14 protein-coding genes and 1 riboswitch are annotated in these 17,562 nt (G+C 57.7%); of the genes, 9 read left to right on the forward strand and 5 right to left on the reverse strand.

Translation table 11 applies throughout. The features are described from left to right. Positions 1-33: 33 nt before the first annotated feature. Complete coding sequence (locus LOH53_RS12500) at positions 34-1,410, reverse strand: cation:dicarboxylate symporter family transporter (RefSeq protein ID WP_230068071.1); 1,377 nt, start codon at positions 1,408-1,410, stop codon at positions 34-36. 121 nt (positions 1,411-1,531) lie between these two features. Here LOH53_RS12500 and LOH53_RS12505 point away from each other — a divergent pair, with 121 nt between their 5' ends. Together LOH53_RS12505 and LOH53_RS12510 are read left to right on the forward strand one after the other, a co-directional pair. Continuing rightward, positions 1,532-3,220 (forward strand): ATP-binding protein, encoded by a 1,689-nt coding sequence (locus tag LOH53_RS12505; RefSeq protein ID WP_230068072.1) that lies wholly within the window; start codon positions 1,532-1,534, stop codon positions 3,218-3,220. Further along, positions 3,207-3,902: a response regulator gene (locus LOH53_RS12510; RefSeq protein WP_230068073.1), complete on the forward strand. Its 696-nt coding sequence runs from the start codon at positions 3,207-3,209 to the stop codon at positions 3,900-3,902. The genes LOH53_RS12505 and LOH53_RS12510 overlap by 14 nt, the downstream gene beginning before the upstream one ends. Before the next feature lie 6 nt (positions 3,903-3,908). On the opposite strand, the gene LOH53_RS12515 is transcribed toward LOH53_RS12510, so the two are convergent. After that, positions 3,909-5,813, reverse strand: coding sequence for an AMP-binding protein (locus LOH53_RS12515; protein WP_230068074.1), 1,905 nt, complete (start codon positions 5,811-5,813; stop codon positions 3,909-3,911). A 190-nt stretch (positions 5,814-6,003) separates the two neighbouring features. Between LOH53_RS12515 and LOH53_RS12520 the strand changes: the two genes are divergently transcribed. The 5 genes from LOH53_RS12520 to LOH53_RS12540 all read left to right on the forward strand — a co-directional run bounded on the left by LOH53_RS12520 (position 6,004) and on the right by LOH53_RS12540 (position 10,866). After that, the gene (locus LOH53_RS12520) at positions 6,004-6,738 is read left to right on the forward strand and encodes a GntR family transcriptional regulator (RefSeq protein ID WP_230068075.1); all 735 of its coding nucleotides are present in this window, start codon (positions 6,004-6,006) and stop codon (positions 6,736-6,738) included. A gap of 42 nt (positions 6,739-6,780) precedes the next feature. Further along, positions 6,781-8,301: an MmgE/PrpD family protein gene (locus LOH53_RS12525; protein ID WP_230068076.1), complete on the forward strand. Its 1,521-nt coding sequence runs from the start codon at positions 6,781-6,783 to the stop codon at positions 8,299-8,301. A gap of 1 nt (position 8,302) precedes the next feature. Then, positions 8,303-9,232: a methylisocitrate lyase gene (gene prpB / locus LOH53_RS12530; RefSeq protein ID WP_230068077.1), complete on the forward strand. Its 930-nt coding sequence runs from the start codon at positions 8,303-8,305 to the stop codon at positions 9,230-9,232. A 32-nt stretch (positions 9,233-9,264) separates the two neighbouring features. Beyond that, on the forward strand, positions 9,265-10,404 hold the full coding sequence (locus tag LOH53_RS12535; RefSeq protein WP_230068078.1) for a bifunctional 2-methylcitrate synthase/citrate synthase: 1,140 nt from the start codon (positions 9,265-9,267) through the stop codon (positions 10,402-10,404). A 132-nt stretch (positions 10,405-10,536) separates the two neighbouring features. Next, complete coding sequence (locus LOH53_RS12540; RefSeq protein ID WP_230068079.1) at positions 10,537-10,866, forward strand: cupin domain-containing protein; 330 nt, start codon at positions 10,537-10,539, stop codon at positions 10,864-10,866. A gap of 102 nt (positions 10,867-10,968) precedes the next feature. Here LOH53_RS12540 and LOH53_RS12545 read toward each other — a convergent pair whose 3' ends face one another. Further along, a complete protein-coding gene (locus LOH53_RS12545; RefSeq protein ID WP_230068080.1) occupies positions 10,969-11,448 on the reverse strand; it encodes an 8-oxo-dGTP diphosphatase in 480 nt (159 codons plus the stop codon). A 115-nt stretch (positions 11,449-11,563) separates the two neighbouring features. Beyond that, a riboswitch (Fluoride riboswitch) is annotated at positions 11,564-11,641 on the forward strand. A gap of 19 nt (positions 11,642-11,660) precedes the next feature. On the opposite strand from LOH53_RS12545, the gene LOH53_RS12550 reads away from it, so the two are divergent. Together LOH53_RS12550 and LOH53_RS12560 are read left to right on the forward strand one after the other, a co-directional pair. After that, on the forward strand, positions 11,661-12,995 hold the full coding sequence (locus LOH53_RS12550; RefSeq protein WP_230068081.1) for an MFS transporter: 1,335 nt from the start codon (positions 11,661-11,663) through the stop codon (positions 12,993-12,995). A 706-nt stretch (positions 12,996-13,701) separates the two neighbouring features. Then, the gene (locus tag LOH53_RS12560) at positions 13,702-14,070 is read left to right on the forward strand and encodes a nuclear transport factor 2 family protein (protein WP_230068082.1); all 369 of its coding nucleotides are present in this window, start codon (positions 13,702-13,704) and stop codon (positions 14,068-14,070) included. A gap of 335 nt (positions 14,071-14,405) precedes the next feature. Here the strand turns inward: LOH53_RS12560 and LOH53_RS12565 are convergent, their stop codons facing one another. Both LOH53_RS12565 and LOH53_RS12570 read right to left on the reverse strand, forming a co-directional pair. Continuing rightward, on the reverse strand, positions 14,406-15,920 hold the full coding sequence (locus tag LOH53_RS12565; RefSeq protein ID WP_230068083.1) for a MutS-related protein: 1,515 nt from the start codon (positions 15,918-15,920) through the stop codon (positions 14,406-14,408). Next, the coding region (locus LOH53_RS12570; RefSeq protein WP_230068084.1) for a MutS-related protein at positions 15,917-17,562 on the reverse strand (1,646 nt) is incomplete at its 5' end. The genes LOH53_RS12570 and LOH53_RS12565, both read right to left, overlap by 4 nt.

Consider the following 17,562-nt stretch of genomic DNA (forward strand, 5'->3'; position numbering starts at 1 on the left):
GGCATAGGCGTCAGCAAGGAGTGCAAACTTCTTCTAGACGCTGACGCGAACTTTCTCTTCCGCGTCAGGTACGGCCGAATTAAGTAGGTGGGGAGCTTCCTCCGCCATCCCTGCATGCGCGTCCGGTTCCAGAGAGAGCTCGTCGAAGGGGTCCTTCCCAGAGAGTGCGGCCCGCGCTTGGTCTATGTCGAGTTCATGCGTCCACTTTCCCACCAGCAAGGTGGCGACGGCGTTGCCCGTGAAGTTGGTCAGTGCTCGGGCCTCCGACATGAACTTGTCGATTCCCACAATCACTCCCATTCCGTCCAGCAAGACCGGCTTGTGCGCTGCGAGCCCGGCAGCAAGCGTGGCCAGCCCCGCACCTGTGACACCGGCGGCACCCTTGGAAGCGATCACCATGAAGACAAGCAACCCGATCTGCTCACCAAGATTCATCGGCAGGCCCATCGCGGTGGAGATGAAGAGTGCGCTCATGGTCAGGTAGATGGCGGTGCCGTCAAGGTTGAACGAGTATCCGGTGGGTACGGTGATGCCCACTACTGGCTTGGAAACGCCTGCATGTTCCATCTTGGCGATCAGGCGAGGCAGCGCTGATTCGGAGGATGAGGTGGCGAAGATCAGCAGGTATTCCCGGGCGAGGTAACGCATGAGAGCGAAGATGTTCAGTCCGGTGACCAAGCGAAGGATCGAGCCAAGAACGATGATTATGAACAGTGCACAGGTCAGGTAGAAAGCACCCATGAGGATGGCCATGGAGCCGATTGCGGCCCAGCCCGTGGCCCCGACCACTGCTGCGATGGCGCCAAAGGCACCAACTGGGGCTACCCACATGATCATCATCATCAGCTTGAAGACGACCTTTTGAACGTTCGCAACGGCGTTCAGTACGGGCTCTCCGGATTTGCCCATGGACTGCAATGCAAAGCCAACAAGCAGCGCCAAGACAAGCGTCGGCAGAACAGGAATATCGCCGGGAATCATTTCCATCAGGAACTTCACCGTTCCGTTTTCACCTGTTGCAGCCGCATTTTTATAGGGTTGCAGATGTAGGCCAGCGCCGGGGTGGATAATGTTACCCACCACCAGGCCTATCGCCAGCGCCACGGTGGACATTGTCATGAAGTACAGCAGCGCCAGTCCTCCCACCTTGCCCACAGTGGTTGCCTTGGCGATGGATCCAACTCCCAGGACGATAGTGCAGAAAATAATGGGGGCGATGATCATCTTGATCAACGCAATGAACATGGTCCCCAGCGGCTTCAGAGATTTTCCGACCTCCGGAGCCAACAAACCGATTGCTGCACCGGCCACCACAGCTACGATGACTGCTATGTAAAGCCAGTGGGACTTGTCCAACTTGCGGCGCGTACTCTTGGCCGCGGTTCCCGACCCTCGTCGTTGAGAGCTCATCGTCACTCCTAGTGTGTTTAGCATTGATGTGTGCGGGCGCATCGTCCGCTTCACACAAGAGTGCTCGCCAACGTGATTCAACTCACTGTTGCGTTCATATTGGTCGTAAGAAGGGTGGATTATGTTCTGGCGCAGGTGGAGCATCGCCCAGCGGCTGTTCAGCGCTAACCTAGTTTTCGTACTTCTGCTGGCTGTTGGCGTGGCCACGGTGATGGTGTACGAGGCCGGCAACCGAACCTATGAGCAGACACGCGAGCGGGTGCTCTCAATCGCCACAGTCCTCGCCGACTCCCCGGCAGTGCTTGACGCTACTGCGAGCGCTGAGCCGAGCATCCAATTACAGCCGTACGCCTTGGCCGTCATGACGGATGCAAACCTGGATTTTGTCACCATCATGAGCCCTCGTGGAATTCGTTGGACACACCCCAACCCCGCAGAGATCTCTAAGCCCTATGTGGGTTCAATTCGTCAAGCCCAGATGGGCCAGAGCTACACGGAAGTCACTGCCGGCACGCTGGGGCCCTCCGTGCGTGCAATCGTCCCCATCAAGGACAGTGCCGGAACTGTACAGGGAATGGTGGCCGCTGGCGTAAGGGTCAGTAATGTTCAGGTTCTGGTCGCTGCTGGGCTGCCGGGAGTATTGGGGCTGGCTTTTGCATTGCTCATCTCCGGTTCTATGGCAGCTTGGTTCCTGGGCCGGTACCTCAAGCGGGTCACCCTGGGATGGGGCCCGGAAGAGCTTGCGCATTTGTTTGCCTACTATGAATCGGTACTCCACTCGGTTCGTGAGGGACTCGTCTTGGTTGACCCAGAAGGTTCCCTGGTGCTCTATAACGACCACGCCGCGCTGCTTCTGGGAATAGAACCCGCATCCGACGAAGACTCTGCCTCACCTGTCAGCAAGGGCAAGGATGCTAAACGGCGCTCCCGGAAGAGCCCAGGCGACCACGGGTCCGTGCGTTCCCAGCAGTCGCTGCGTTCGCTGCCACTCCCCGATTCTTTGAAAGAACTGCTGCACAGCGGGCGGGTTGCCACCGACGAAGTTCACGTGGCAGGGAAGCGCCTACTGGTAGTGAGTCAACGCCCGGCAATACAAGCGGGCAACAAAGGCTCTGCGGGCAGTGTCGTTACCCTGCGAGACCACACCGAACTGACCAGTTTGGCCGGACACTTGAGCAGTACGCAGACACTCGTGACCGCTCTGCGGTCCCAGACTCATGAACACGCCAACCGCCTCCATGCGATCATCTCTCTGATCGAGCTGGACAGGGCCCGGGAAGCTTTGGATTTCGCTACCTCCGACTTATCAGACACCGTGCGCCTCGGTGAACAATTTGTGGGGACCCTCGATGATCCTTTCCTGACCGCCCTATTACAGGGGAAGGTCTCGCAAGCACAGGAACGCGGGGTACGCCTGGAGCTGAGTGGATCCGGCACGCTCCCCACCGGAATGCTAGATGCCCGTGAGCTGGTGACGATCCTGGGTAACCTAGTGGATAACGGGATTGAAGCCGCTGCGGGGTGTCCGGATGCCACCGTCTGGGCAGACCTGCTTGTGGCTGAGGGAACCTTGACCGTTACCGTTGCAGATAACGGACCAGGGCTTCGTACCACCGCTTTGGATGAGCTGGCACGGATTGGCGTTAGCAGCAAGCAAGGCATCACGGCAGGTGGCCACGGCTTTGGACTGGCGCTGGTGCGGCGTGCTGTAGCCGCCCTGGGGGGTACGCTCAGAGCCGAGAACGACGCCGGTGCCGTGCTGACCGCCGTCGTGCCGCTGACAGATCGGAACACCAATGAACAAGACTGAGCCCATCTTGGTCTTGGTGGTGGACGATGAACCCGTGGCCCTGGCAGCGCACGCAGACTACGTGCGGCGCATGGACGGCTTTGAAGTGGCGGCCACGGCGGGCGGAATGGGAGCGGCCTTGGCCGTGATGAACGATCCCGCCATCCCACGCATCCAGCTGATACTGCTGGATATGAACCTCACCGATGGTCATGGACTGGACTTGCTGCGGCGCATTCATGGGCTGGGACTGGTTCCGGATGTGGTCGCCATTACCGCTGTGCAGGAAATCCAGGTGGTGCGCTCGGCGATCGCCTTAGGCATCACGGCGTATCTAATCAAGCCGTTCACGTTCGCAGCTTTCCGGGAAAAACTAGAAAATTACCAAAATTATCATGCCCTCCTGACAGAGCGTTCCGTCACTACCCAAGACGCGATAGACCGTGCCCTCTCCACGCTGCGGCCCAGCGGCAAGCTGCAGCTCCCCAAGGGGATGCTCAGTGAAACCTTGGGCACTGTTTCGGACTGGCTGCGTTCAGCACCGAATCCCGCTTCCGCAATGGAGGTGGCCACGGGGCTTGCGATCTCCCGTGTCACAGCGCGGCGCTATTTAGACCACCTGGCAGAAACCGGTTCGGCCGTTAAGGCCCCCCGGCACGGCTCCCCCGGCCGGCCTGAACTTGAATACCGCTGGCTGCGCTGAACCCGATTACGGCTTCCCGGGCCGGAGTACTGGAATCAGATATTCAATGACCCCCATGTCTTCAATGGTGGAGGGAACCTTGTAGTCCACCCCGTCAGCTATTTGGCGCATGGTTTTGCGCAGGATCTTCCCGGATCGGGTCTTCGGCAAGGCCTCCACAATCGTTGCATTTTTAAAGTCAGCCACAGGCCCGATCTCTTTGCGCACCAGGGCCACCAGCTCCTTTTGAAGTTGCTCCGCCCCGATCGATACCCCGGTCTTGAGGACCACATATCCGACGGCCTTCTGACCCTTCAGGGCGTCAGCCACCCCTATCACCGCGCACTCAGCCACCGCTGGATGTTTGCCCACCACCTGCTCGATCGATCCCGTGGAGAGTCGGTGACCGGCAACGTTGATGACATCGTCGGTGCGGCCCATAACAAAGACGTATCCGTCCTCATCGCGGTACCCGGAGTCCCCCGTCGCGTAAAAACCTTCAAAGGCCCGCAGATAGGAGTCGATGAAGCGCTGATCGTCGCCCCACAGCGTAGTCAACGTTCCGGGAGGAAGCGGCAGCCCAAGCACGATGTTCCCTTCCTCACCGGTGGCGACCTCCGTCCCCATCCCGTCGACTATTCGCAGGTCGTAGCCTGGCAGGGGAAGAGTTGGTGAGCCGGCCTTGATGGGCAGCGTTGCCATGCCACGCGGATTGCCAACAATCCCCCACCCGGTTTCTGTCTGCCACCAGTGATCCACCACCGGGACCCCCAGAACCTTTCCCGCCCAGTGGAAGGTGTCGGTGTCCAAGCGCTCCCCTGCGGTGAACAGCGTTTCTAAAGAACCGACGTCGTACTTTTCTAGCAGTTGCGCCGCCGGGTCCATCTTGCGGATAGCGCGCAGAGCAGTCGGGGCCGTGAACAGCGCCTTCACCCCGTGTTGCTCTATCACGCGCCAAAACGCACCAGCATCCGGAGTGCCCACGGGCTTGCCCTCATACACGAGCGTGGTGGCCCCGGCCAGTAGCGGCCCGTACACGATGTAGGAATGACCCACCACCCAGCCCACGTCCGAGGCGGTCCACCAGACGTCGCCGGCACCGATACCGTACAGATTTTCCATGGTCCACAAAAGTGCGACGGCGTGCCCACCATTGTCCCGGACCACTCCCTTGGGCGTACCTGTGGTTCCTGATGTGTAGAGGATGTAGAGCGGATCTGTGGCCCTGACTGAAACCGGAGCTGCAGGCTGCGCCTGTTCCATGGCCGCATCCCAATCCACGGTATTCCAGTCAAGGCTCCCCGGTTCCGTGGCAAAACCGTCACGATGCTTGACGATAACTGGGAGAGCCGTAGCTCCCGCGGTGGCAAGCGCTTCATGGACGGTGGGCAGGTATTCAACGTTTCTGTTGGGTTCCAGACCACCAGAGGTGGTGACAATCGCTTTGGGCGAGGCATCCTTGATACGTACGGCAAGCTCGTTGGCGGCGAATCCACCAAAAACGACGGAATGGACCGCGCCTAGGCGGGCTGTGGCCAGCATGGCAATGGCAGCTTCAGGGATCATCGGCAAATAGATCACCACCCGGTCCCCCTTACCCACACCCTGCGCACGCAACACTCCGGCGAAGCGGGCCACCGCCATGGTCAGTTCGCTATAGGTATAGGTGCGCACCGCACCCAGCATGGCTGAGTCATGGATCAGCGCTATTTGTTCTCCCCGGCCCGCAGCAACATGACGGTCCAGTGCGTTGAAGGCGGTATTGAGCTCACCATCTGGGAACCAACGGCTAATCGGGGCGTCCACATCGCTATAGGCACGCGTGGGTGAGACGTCCCAGTCCACCGCGGCCGCCGCATCAAGCCAAAAAGCTTCTGGATTTTCACGGCAATGCGCGTATTCGGAAGAGTAGTTCTTACTGTGCTCGGACATGTGCCTGCTCCAATGAAAGCTAATGTGATGCTTGTCATGTTAGTGCGTGCACAAGCAAAGGAGCAAGCATTTCTGTATACAGAAATACTGATTTACTGGAATATTCTTTACTCAGATTCAAAATTAGCTTATCTTTGTATACACTAAGTGGAAGTACCCCAGCCCGGAGAGTAAGGATAAGGAACTGCGAATGCGAGCCAGCGAGAAGGCATATGCCGCCTTGCGCAGCGACATCCTTTCGTGGCGCCTACCGCCCGGGACGGTCCTGACCGAGGTCGAGCTTTCGGCACGCCTGGGTGTCTCACGCACTCCCGTGCGGGAAGCACTGGCAAAACTCAGTGCAGAAGGCTTGACAGAACCGCAAAGCGGGCGTGGTGTGGTGGTCAGTGAAATCTCCCTGGACCACGTTGATGAACTGTTTGAACTGCGCTCGGCGTTGGAGTGCCGCGCCGCTGAGTTAGCAGCCGTGCGCCGTAATCCTGCTGTTTTCTTCGAGCTACACCGACAGTTAGCGAATGCGGGGGAATTGTTACGAGAGAACGACCCTGCACGTGATAGCTACTACCGCTTGGCAGTCGAACTGGACACCGAGATCGACGGGGCCGCTGGAAACCACTATCTAGCCCAGGCGTTGAAGAGCTTGCGCGTCCATCTGGTGCGTGTGCGACGCCTTTCCAAAGACAACCCAGGAAGACTCCGCGACGCCGCGCGTGAACACGCAGCAATAGCACTGGCCATCGCAAACGGCAACGCGGCAGTGGCCAGTGCCGCCACGACGGTGCATCTGGACAACAGTTTGCGTCACCTCATGGATAGCAGCCTGGTCTCCGTAGCTACCTCCCCCCAGCAAATAGAACACCCGCAAGCCGCACCCTCCGGATCACCCGGGCCACCCGGGCCACCCGGCTTGGCCTCCAAAAACTAGTTTTACATCCCCATTTTTACCGCCGTTCGAAAAGGAATCCACATGGTTATCCAGCACAACGTCCGTGTCTACAAAAGCGAAGAAAAACTGCCCCGTGAGGATCAGCTGGCCTATAAAATCGCGAAGGTTGCCGCCGATCCGGTAGCTGTCACACCTGAAGTAAGCGAAATGATTATCAACCGTGTGATTGACAACGCCTCCGTTGCAATCGCCTCGTTGAACCGCGGACCCATCATTGCCGCACGCGCACAAGCTCTGACCCACGCACCGTCCACGGGTGGGCGCGGATCCTCTGTCTTTGGCATCACGGAGAAGGTCTCCCCTGAGTGGGCCGCTTGGGCGAACGGTGTAGCAGTGCGTGAACTTGACTACCACGACACGTTCCTCGCAGCCGAGTACTCCCACCCCGGCGATAACATCCCGCCGATTCTCGCCGTAGCCCAGCACACTGGCGCCTCAGGCGCGGACCTCATCAGGGCCATCGCCACCGGTTATGAGATCCAGGTGGATCTGGTCAAGGCCATCTGCTTGCATGAACACAAGATTGACCATGTGGCCCACCTCGGCCCGTCCGCGGCGGCCGGCATTGGCACCTTGCTAAACCTTGAGGTAGAAACCATCTTCCAGGCTGTTGGACAGGGCTTGCACACCACCACGGCCACCCGGCAGTCCCGCAAGGGCGAGATTTCCACTTGGAAGGCGCATGCCCCAGCATTTGCCGGCAAAATGGCCGTTGAGGCAGCTGATCGTGCCATGCGCGGGCAGACATCTCCCGTGCCGATCTATGAAGGCGAAGACGGTGTCATTGCCTGGATGCTTGATGGCCCGGACGCGCAGTACACGGTTCCCCTGCCAGCAGATGGCGAAGCCAAACGCGCCATCTTGGATACCTACACTAAGGAGCACTCGGCCGAGTACCAGGCCCAAGCCTGGATCGACTTGGCACGTAAGCTCCACGGGGAACACCCGGAAGCCACGGACCCCGCCAATGTGGCAAGCGTGCTGATCAAGACCAGCCACCATACCCACTACGTCATCGGCTCCGGTGCCAACGACCCCCAGAAGTACGATCCCACGGCTTCTCGCGAGACCCTGGACCACTCAATCCCTTACATCTTCACCGTGGCGTTGCAGGACGGTTCATGGCACCACGTGGATTCCTACTCCCCCGAGCGGGCAGGCCGCGCTGACACCGTAGAGCTGTGGCATAAGGTCACCACGGCAGAGGATGCCGAGTGGACTCGTCGCTATCACTCGTTGGACATCGCCGAGAAGGCCTTTGGCGGAACGGTTGTCATCACCTTGAATGACGGCACCGTTATCACCGACGAAATTGCCGTTGCCGACGCTCACCCGCTCGGGGCCAGGCCCTTCGCCCGCGAGCAGTACATCAACAAGTTCCGCACCTTGGCCAAAGGGCAAGTGGAACCTGCCGAGATCGAGCGCTTTATCGCTGCAGCGCAGAACCTTCCGGCGCTGGCTGCCGGCGAACTGGACCAGTTAAACATCCTGGCGGCTCCCGGCGTCGTGGATCTGGCTGCTGCACCCAAGGGACTGTTCTAATATGCTCTACTCTCACAAGACTGCCCAGCAGAAGCGTTTGGATCTGCGCGCCATGCTCGTCCCAGGTGCTGCCCGCCAATTTCCCGGCGCGTTCAATCCGCTCTCAGCCCGGCTCATTGAAGAAAAGAAGTTCGACGGCGTTTACATCTCCGGCGCGGTTCTTGCCAACGATCTAGGCCTGCCAGACATTGGGATGACCACGTTGACCGAAGTGGCGGCTCGGGGTGGCCAGATTGCGCGCATGACGGACTTGCCCTGCCTCATTGACGCCGACACGGGTTTTGGCGAGCCCATGAATGTGGCCCGTACGATCCAGGAATTGGAAAATGCAGGATTGGCGGGCTGTCATATTGAAGATCAGTTCAATCCAAAGCGCTGCGGGCACCTGGATGGAAAGAACATGGTGGATTTGGACACGGCCGTCAAGCGCATTGCAGCCGCTGCTGACGCTCGGCGTGATCCGAACTTCTTGATCATGGCCCGGACGGATATCCGCGCCGTGGACGGCCTCGACGCCGCCATCAACCGTGCCAAGTCACTCGTTGATGCTGGCGCTGACGCCATCTTCCCGGAAGCCATGAGAGACGTCGCCGAGTTTGCTGCTGTGTGTAATGCCGTTGACGTGCCGGTGCTGGCAAACATGACCGAGTTTGGTAAGAGTGAACTGTTTACCCGGGACGCTCTTGCCAACGCCGGTGTTGCCATGATCATCTATCCGGTGACGCTCCTGCGCAGTGCCATGGGAGCTGCAGCTCGGGTGTTGGATGCCATTTCTGCCGACGGCACCCAAGAATCCGCTGTTGCCGATATGTTGACACGAGCCCGGCTGTATGAATTGGTTGACTACGAGGCGTATAACCAGTTTGATACAGGAATCTTCAATTTCCAGGTTCCAGGCCTGGACATTAGCGATAACAACTCGAATCTTTAGAGACGTTTTACCAAAAAGAAGGAGCAGCAACTGTGAGTGATGAAGACGTACGTAAGGGTCTTGCCGGCGTAGTAGCCGACTACACCGCCATCTCCAAGGTCAATCCTGACTCCAATTCGCTGCTATACCGGGGTTATCCAGTCCAGGAACTCGCAGCTTCTAAGTCCTTCGAGGAAGTAGCACTGCTGCTGTGGACCGGTGAGCTGCCCACTGAGGAAGAGCTGACGGTGTTCGAAGCCTTTGAACGCGCCAACCGTTCCTTGGACGCCAACGTAAAAGCTGCGATTGACCTACTCCCCCTCGATTGCCACCCCATGGATGTGGCTCGGACGGCCGTATCCGTCTTGGGTGCCAATCATGCGCTGGCTGAGGATTCTTCCCCCGAAGCGGAGCTGGAGAAGGCAAAATCACTCTTTGCACACTTCCCAGCCGTTGTGGCCTACGACCAGCGCCGACGTCGCTCCTTGGGAATTGTGGCACCCCGCGATGACCTGGACTACTCCCAGAACTTCCTGTGGATGGCGTTCGGCGAAGAAGCTGTCCCGGAAGTCGTGGACGCGTTTCGGGTGTCAATGGTGCTCTACGCCGAGCACTCTTTCAACGCATCAACGTTCACTGCCCGGGTCATCACCTCAACTCTTTCAGATCTCCACTCGGCCATCACTGGTGCTATTGGTGCCTTGAAAGGCCCGCTACATGGTGGCGCCAACGAAGCCGTTATGCACACCTTCAACGAGATCGGCATCCGCAAGGAGGAGTCCCGCGAGGAGGCGGCCGCCCGTGCCAAGGCATGGATGGAGGACGCGCTTGCACAGAAGAAGAAGGTCATGGGCTTTGGCCACCGCGTTTATAAGCATGGTGACTCCCGCGTACCGACCATGAAGGGTGCGTTGGATAAAATGATTGCGCACTTCGCCCGGCCCGAGATCTTAGGCCTCTACGACGGCCTGGAACAAGCCATGGATGAGGCCAAGGACATCAAACCGAATCTAGATTATCCGGCTGGGCCCACTTACCACCTGATGGGTTTTGATACGGACATGTTCACACCGCTGTTCATCGCCTCACGTATCACTGGTTGGACGGCGCACATCATGGAACAGCGGGGCGCCAATGCACTGATCCGTCCGTTGAGCGCCTACAACGGGGTGGACGAACGCCACCTGGGCTAAGCCGGGAGTTCGCACCGATCCGGGGGTAAGGTGAGGAGCAACACTGCAACAAGAATATCCGCTGACCGTAGGTCCATCGTTACCGCCGTAGGTCCATCGTTACCGCCGTAGGTCCATCGTTATAGGAGCATCGTGGAGAAATCATCACTAACAGCGCTGGCCCGCGAGCTCATGGGGACAGCAAAATCTGGAACCAGCGGACGAAGTGCCCGAACTGTCTACGGCGGACACGAACGCGTCTTGCGACAAACAGTGGTTGCACTCAAGGCCGGATCAAGGCTCGAAGAACACGACAACCCTGGTGAGGCCACCGTCCAAATCCTTAGTGGACGGATCGTGCTTGGCTCTGGCGAGGTGAAGTGGGAAGGGGCTCCTGGGGATCATTTGGTGGTGCCAGTGGCCCGCCACTACGTTGAAGCTCTGGAAGACTCCACGTTCTTGCTCACAGTCGCCAAACCCTAGTCATTGACAGGGCGAAACGTATAAGTGCACGCGATCTCTTGACCGCGTGCACTTATACGTTTCGCCTTTAAAAGGTCTTGTGCCTCGGCGTTCACCAGTAGCTTACAGCGAGTGCGTACTGGAGGCGACGCTCTCGTTATCTGGATTCATCACGATCCGCCATGTGCCGTGCTCGCCGGCTAGAAAAGCCGGGACCCAGTGCGTAGCGTCCGCCCACATCCGATCGTGCGGAAGTTTCTGCACGGGATACCAGTGCGGCAAAATTTCCTCACTTTCCACCGCTTTGCCTACGTAGTCGCGACACAGGTACACGGTAGTAAACATGTCCCACTCCGGTCGCGCCGGAAACACGAACTCCACGGTTCCTGCGGGGATAAGTTGTTCCGTCAAAATGGTGATGCCCACCTCCTCGGCGACTTCACGACAAATTGCTTGGGCAGCGCTCTCACCCTGTTCAAGATGCCCACCTACCCCCACGATCTTTCCGGTGCCAAAGCCTGTTTTTTTCAGCCCCAAAAGCACTTCCTCGGCTCCATCGCTCGCTCGGAGTAGAAAACAAAGAGTTACTTGGGCACCAGTCATACCTCCAGCGTAGGTCACAGCCGCATGACGCCATCGCTCGTGCAAGGCCAACGAAAGGTTACCAACAAGATTCTCGAGTGCTCCTCGAGGAATCTCGCTGGCTTTCAACTACGATTACGGTAATGGTGATGGATCCCACCAGGGCCTTGTGAAGTCCAAACCGCCGTTGTGGCTGATGGTTTCCTACCCCGAGAAACGGGTGGGTGAAAGCTATGTCGAAAACAACGCGGAGCCACGGCAGCGCCAAGTGCCGTAAGGCTATGGCAGGAAGTAAATCTCTGAGCCCATCCCCCACTGCTTCGGCGGGATTGCCTAGACACGGCCCAGCCACGGAGGCGCATACAAAGTGGCTCAACCGCGGAATTATTGGTGTGGGTGCATCGTCGTTCTTCAGTGATTCCGGTCATGAACTGGTTACGTCATTGCTGCCGTCCTTTCTCTCTTCTACCCTGCACGCAGGTCCTGCCGCACTGGGGGCGATAGAAGGAGTATCAGATGCTTTGGTGGGTTTGAGTAAACTTGCCGGTGGCCCGCTATCCATCGATCCTTCCCGCAGGGGCAAGATCGCTTCCGGCGGTTACCTTCTCACTGCTTTGTCAACGGCCCTCATCGGGATCTGCACCGCTGCATGGCAGGTTGCTGGACTTCGAGCATTGGCCTGGGCTGCGCGTGGGGTGCGTTCCCCCGCGCGGGATACCCTACTTGTCTCGATCACACCCAAAGGTGCCTATGGACGTTCAGCTGGCATTGAACGCGCCGGAGATAATGCTGGCGCCATCGTCGGTCCGTTGTTAGCCGCATCATTAGTGGGGTTGCTGGGGATCAGGACGACGATCATGTTCTCTTTTATCCCGGGTGTTTTTGCAGCGATAGCCATCACGCTCGCGGCACGTCAGGCACACCAGATGGTGGCATCCCCTGCTGGCAAACAAAAGCTCCATTTCAACATAGGCCAACTGCGTCGTGTTGGTCTATTGAAGGCATTGGTGCCGGTATCATTTTTCGAATTGGGAAACCTCGCGGCGACACTTTTGATCCTGAGAGCCACGACATTACTGGAAACCAGTGGGTACAGCACTGCGTCGGCGGTAAGTGTGGCGATCCTGATGTTTGCGTGCCACAACGCAGTAGCATCCATCGCCGCCTTCACGGGCGGCCAACTGATCGACAGGATGGGTCCGCGGCGAGTCTTCACTCTGGGCGCAGTCCTGTATGTGGGCGCCTATATAATTTTCGCCGTCACTGCGGGTGGCTGGGTCATATTACTAACGGGATTTGTGCTTGCAGGCGCGGGGATTGGCCTAGTGGAGACGTCAGAGCAAACAGTGGTGGCATTGTTGGTGCCAGATGGTTTACGCGGTAACGGATATGGGCTATTGGGTTTGGTGCAATCGTTTGGCGATCTGGGTGCCACAGTTGTAGCTGGGGCGCTGTGGGCATTATTCTCACCCACGGTGGCGTTTTTGTACGCCGCGTTTTGGATGGTCAGCGCAGTTATTCTCTCCCCGAGACTTTCACAGCGAAAGAAAATCATCGTCCTGCCGTAGAGAGGCTCATCAGAATTCAAATGATAGTTTGGGCCCGGTCTTCCTGCAGGCAGGCGGCGACCCTGCGCTGGTAAATGCTCCGGCTCGCTTCAACTTCCGCATGAGTATCAGGATAGAATAGCGATTCCAGGCGTGTGCGTTGCTTGCCAGTGAGCATATCCGCCCCAGTATTAAGCGTGAGCCTGGCCGAACACAGTGGACCGCCAGCCCGCCGCCGATGTCCACAGCTCTTCTGCTGGACACAGGGCCAGCACGAACCTAGAACCTCTCCGGCCAGCCGGATGACATGGAAGGGGATCAGGTCTGCTCCCTCCCCCGACCAGCTCACCGACCACAGTGTGGATGGCAGCCAGGCCCCAGCTGCTTCTGCCACCGGACCGCCGTCCGGCCATTCAGTCCTGCCCGATCAACATTCTAAGCAAAACTCATGCTATGCCGCCACATCTGATTATCGGTGTCAAAGCAAAAATACTGACTTTCTTGTGGGAGCGTCAGTGTCCTATCGCTCGGAGCGGGGGCTTCCGTGGCCCCTGCGCCTGGTACACCGGCCCGTCCGCCACTGATTCCCCCGGGAGCGCAGCGACGGCCTCGTCGGGGCAATTCGAACTTGGTTGAGAGCATCCGATCGGGAGCGATGCGGCGACCATCACAGAGGCTCGAAGGACGTTGACGAACCGGATTCTGTCACTTCCAGTAGAGTCAAGCAATGAGCGTGCTGACCGAATACATCGAAGCCTGGAAAAGGAACGATACCGAGCGCATCCTTGGCACGGTTACGGCAGATGTGGTGATCACCGAGAGCTTCGGCCCGATCTATCACGGCCGAGACCGCGTTCGTGAGTGGTGCGAGAAGTGGAACGATCAGGGCTCGCGCGTGCGCGACTGGATCGTCACCAACGAGGTTGCCGTCGGGGACACGCTTGTCGCCGAGTGGCGCTTCGACTACCACCAGAACGGTAGGGACCGATCCTTCCTCGGCGCGACGATCGCGACCCTTCGAGACGGCAGGATCGCTGAACTGCGAGAATATGCCATCACCGCTGATCTTTACACGTGGGAAGGCGAATGGAAGTAGTCCGCACTTCCCTGCCGAGGGTCTGCCCAAGAAGGCGGCGGACGAAACACGGATTTACCGATGGATGTCGCCAAGGAACAACGGTAGAGATGGTCCACACGAGGCTCACCACGGCCAGTGTTGAGATATCAGCGGGAACAGTGGCCACGATCAGGGCAGTGAGTGAATGGGCGGACAAATGGATCCCCGCGTTCAAGCACACCTATAGTCTCGAGGTGTTTCGAAGATCCCTTGAATCTAAGCATTGTCGCTACCGGGGAACTTTGTTTCATCGGTTCCCATCACAGCCGCACTCACCAGCTCGCCCGATTGCAAGTGAGGCTGCTCTTACTCGATCAAGCGCCGGATTGAGCAAGTCCAAAGACCTGGTCGTAGAGGTCAGAACCATAGCTTGTGCGCTCAGGTTCACCGGCCACCATCCGATGCGTCCGCTTGCCACCTTCTTCACGCTGCGCCTTAAGGAAGAGCGTATCTGGACGATCTCGCTCGTAAAAACCGTGAGCTAAGTCAAAGAAGTGAGTCACGAAAACGACCCGTATATGAGCCTCCAACAACGCACAAATAATATTCCGCGCAATGGCTGAGCCGTCACGTTCATTGGTGGCGGAGAACGATTCGTTGAAGAGTACAAGTGAATGCGGTGTGAGCGCGTCAACGATGCCGCTCATGCGCTCCAGTTCCTCGTCTAGCTTGCCGCTATTCAACTCTGCGTCTTCTTCACGCTTGTAGTGGGTGTAAACCGAAGTGCTGACACTCGAGCTGAAGTAATGCGCACAAACGAACATCCCACACTGCATCATGAGCACCGCCAATCCAAGACTGCGCAAGAACGTTGATTTGCCACCTTCGTTGGCTCCTGTGACCATGATCAGATCCTTGCCATAGGCATCGAGGTCATTGCCAACCACTGCCTGCGCCCCTGTTAGGGTCAAGGAAAGATCATAGAGCCCACGGGCCCCCATCTCGTCATGGCCGATCCGTTCCGGTTTAGGAAAGCAGATCGGTGCGTCCTGCGCATCCAGGGCACATCGCAGGTTTAGGCATCCGATGTAGAAGGCGAGTTCACCACGCAGCATCGTGAAGAAACTCAGAATGTGGTTATCAGCGAGTTCTAGTGCATGAGCGGCTAAGCTGACACCTTGATTGTGAAGATCTGACAACGCCCGTGCCCCCGATTCGTCCCTCGGGTTGATTTCAAATGAATAGGATTCCGGGGCCCGTTGGTGGAATCGCTTGACCCAGTTACGTTCTTTGGGATGCGCACGTCGAAGCGTGTAATGAGATCCCTTGTTCGCGTATCCTAAGCCAGCGCTGACCATAATGCCGTGGCGGAGCCGCAGCTCTTCCAAGTGTGCTGTGGCGAGCTGGAAATAGCCTTCGTCAAGCTCGCTCGTAATCATGGTGAAAAACCTCGTAAATCCGGGTGAGCTGAACTTCCCTATGCTCTCGTCAGTGATAGTGCGCAAGCGTCTCATCATGCCGATCAGCAGTTCCAGGGATTCGATGGAGCGGCGCAGGACAGCATCCGGGTAGTCGAAGAAATTACTGCGGTAAATCTTCTTTTCCGCGTCGACGGTTTCTTGGGCCAAAGCAAAAAGTGCACGGATGGTGTCCGGTTTTTCTAATGCGTCGATAAGTATCTGCTGGCGGTAGATGATAGCTTCCACCGACGTCAAAGGCCTACATAGGATTTGCTTGGCAGCTTGTTGGAGGTAGGGGTCCGAATCGGACATGGCAGAGCAGAGCCGGTCCAGGTCCAGATCCCTGGCGAGGGCTCTAGACTCGGTGGAACTGGTGTCGGTACCGCCCACGTCGTGGTCCTGGTTTTGGTACATCAGGAAGGCTTTCATGAGGAGATCCTTTCCATAAGTTGGTCGTGAGTGAGTCGGTATTTTTGAGCCAGAACCAAGGCATGAGCGAGCCCATCGGCTTTCTTACGGAGAACCTTAAAAGTCCGGCGGGACGGATCCTCGGCAGCGACGGCGCTAACCATGCTCACGGTGGCTTCGTTGAGGCAGGAGAGCTCATCCACGAACGTCACACAAACACAGACCGGGCCGAGGCTAGCTATTTGGTGCAAGATCTTTCCACCAAGATCTATGGCATCAGCCAAGGTGGTGGACGTAAATATTTCATTAAGGATGACCAGGCTGTCGGGGGTTACGTCCTCGAGAATGTTATGGATGCGGACCAAATCATCCATAAGTTTTCCCCGCAGATCCACCAGATTCTCCCCGCGTTCGAAGTGGGTGAAGATCTTATCCGGGAGGAACAACTCGGCCCGTGTACCAGCAACCGGTAGTCCCAGAGCCGCCAGGTAGTGCAATTGGCCGACAGTTCGGGCGAAGGTGGTCTTGCCACCTTGATTGGGGCCCGAGACGACAAAGATCCGTTCAGGGTCGCGAAGCCAGAAATCGTTGGTGACAACGGGACGATGCTTCGCAGCCAGCACCTCTGCAAGAGCAAGGTCAAAGGTGTTTTCCACTGCCAAGCACTTGGAAGTCGTCACGGTCGGGATACAAAAGTGAACTCCGACACCCTCCAAGGCCGCTATATGGTCCAGATAGGCAAGATAAAACTGGACCTCACGGTCAAAACGAATCATCACCCCATCGGCAAAGCCTTGATGCTCCTGATAGCAACTATCCAAGGCCCCGAAGGCGTCGGGGAACAACCTCGCCACTCTATCTAGAATCAGGGCCTCAACGTGGTCCATATCAACGATCATCCGCCCATTTTTCACCGGGTTCGTCAAAATTCCCTGTTGAAAGCGCTCAAAAGTATCCTGCACTTCTTGCGCTTGGTCAGGCTCACTGGTGTAGCGAGATACCGTCACCTTACTGCCTTTGATCCGGAAGCAATACTGGATATTCGCCAGGCCTGTCAGGACGCCTCGAGCAGCCGTGGCCAGTGTATGAAACGCATGGGAATCAACATACTCGTCGGCATATTCCCTGAAGCCCAAAACCCCAGAAGAGCCGGGATCGGCGTCATCCAAGGCACGGCGCAATTCTTCGACGGCCGAACAGTATTTTTCCAGGGCGAGGACAAAAACGGCCATGCGTTGGTAGGGGTATCGAAGTGTCTGCGCCTGTTTCAGATGTTTGCGCATGTCCGACAAGCTGCGGGCGAACCCGTCGATAGCAGTCCGAATCCCTTCGAGATTCAAATCTGCCAAGACGGCGTGCCGGTAGGTCACCTGCTCGAGAGTCCTCAGTGGGCTGAGAAAGAACGGTTCCAAATCATATTGTTCGCGCCCAGCTATAACCGCGGCAATGATCTGGTTGAGTTGGAGATCAACCAGAGCAACAGATTGCTCATTTCCGGCGTCCGTTATGGGACCATCGCAACGGTCAAAAAGGATGCTCTTGAAGGGCTCAAGCGCTGGCTTCTTTCCTGCAGCTAGCGCTTGAGCAGGTTTTGCATCTGTTTTTCCATCAGGAAGCATGAGGTGTGTCAAGGATCTGGGACAGTTCGTTTTGTTTTTACGGG

The organism is Arthrobacter cryoconiti (assembly GCF_020905375.1).
GTDB classification, from domain to species: Bacteria; Actinomycetota; Actinomycetes; order Actinomycetales; family Micrococcaceae; genus Specibacter; species Specibacter cryoconiti.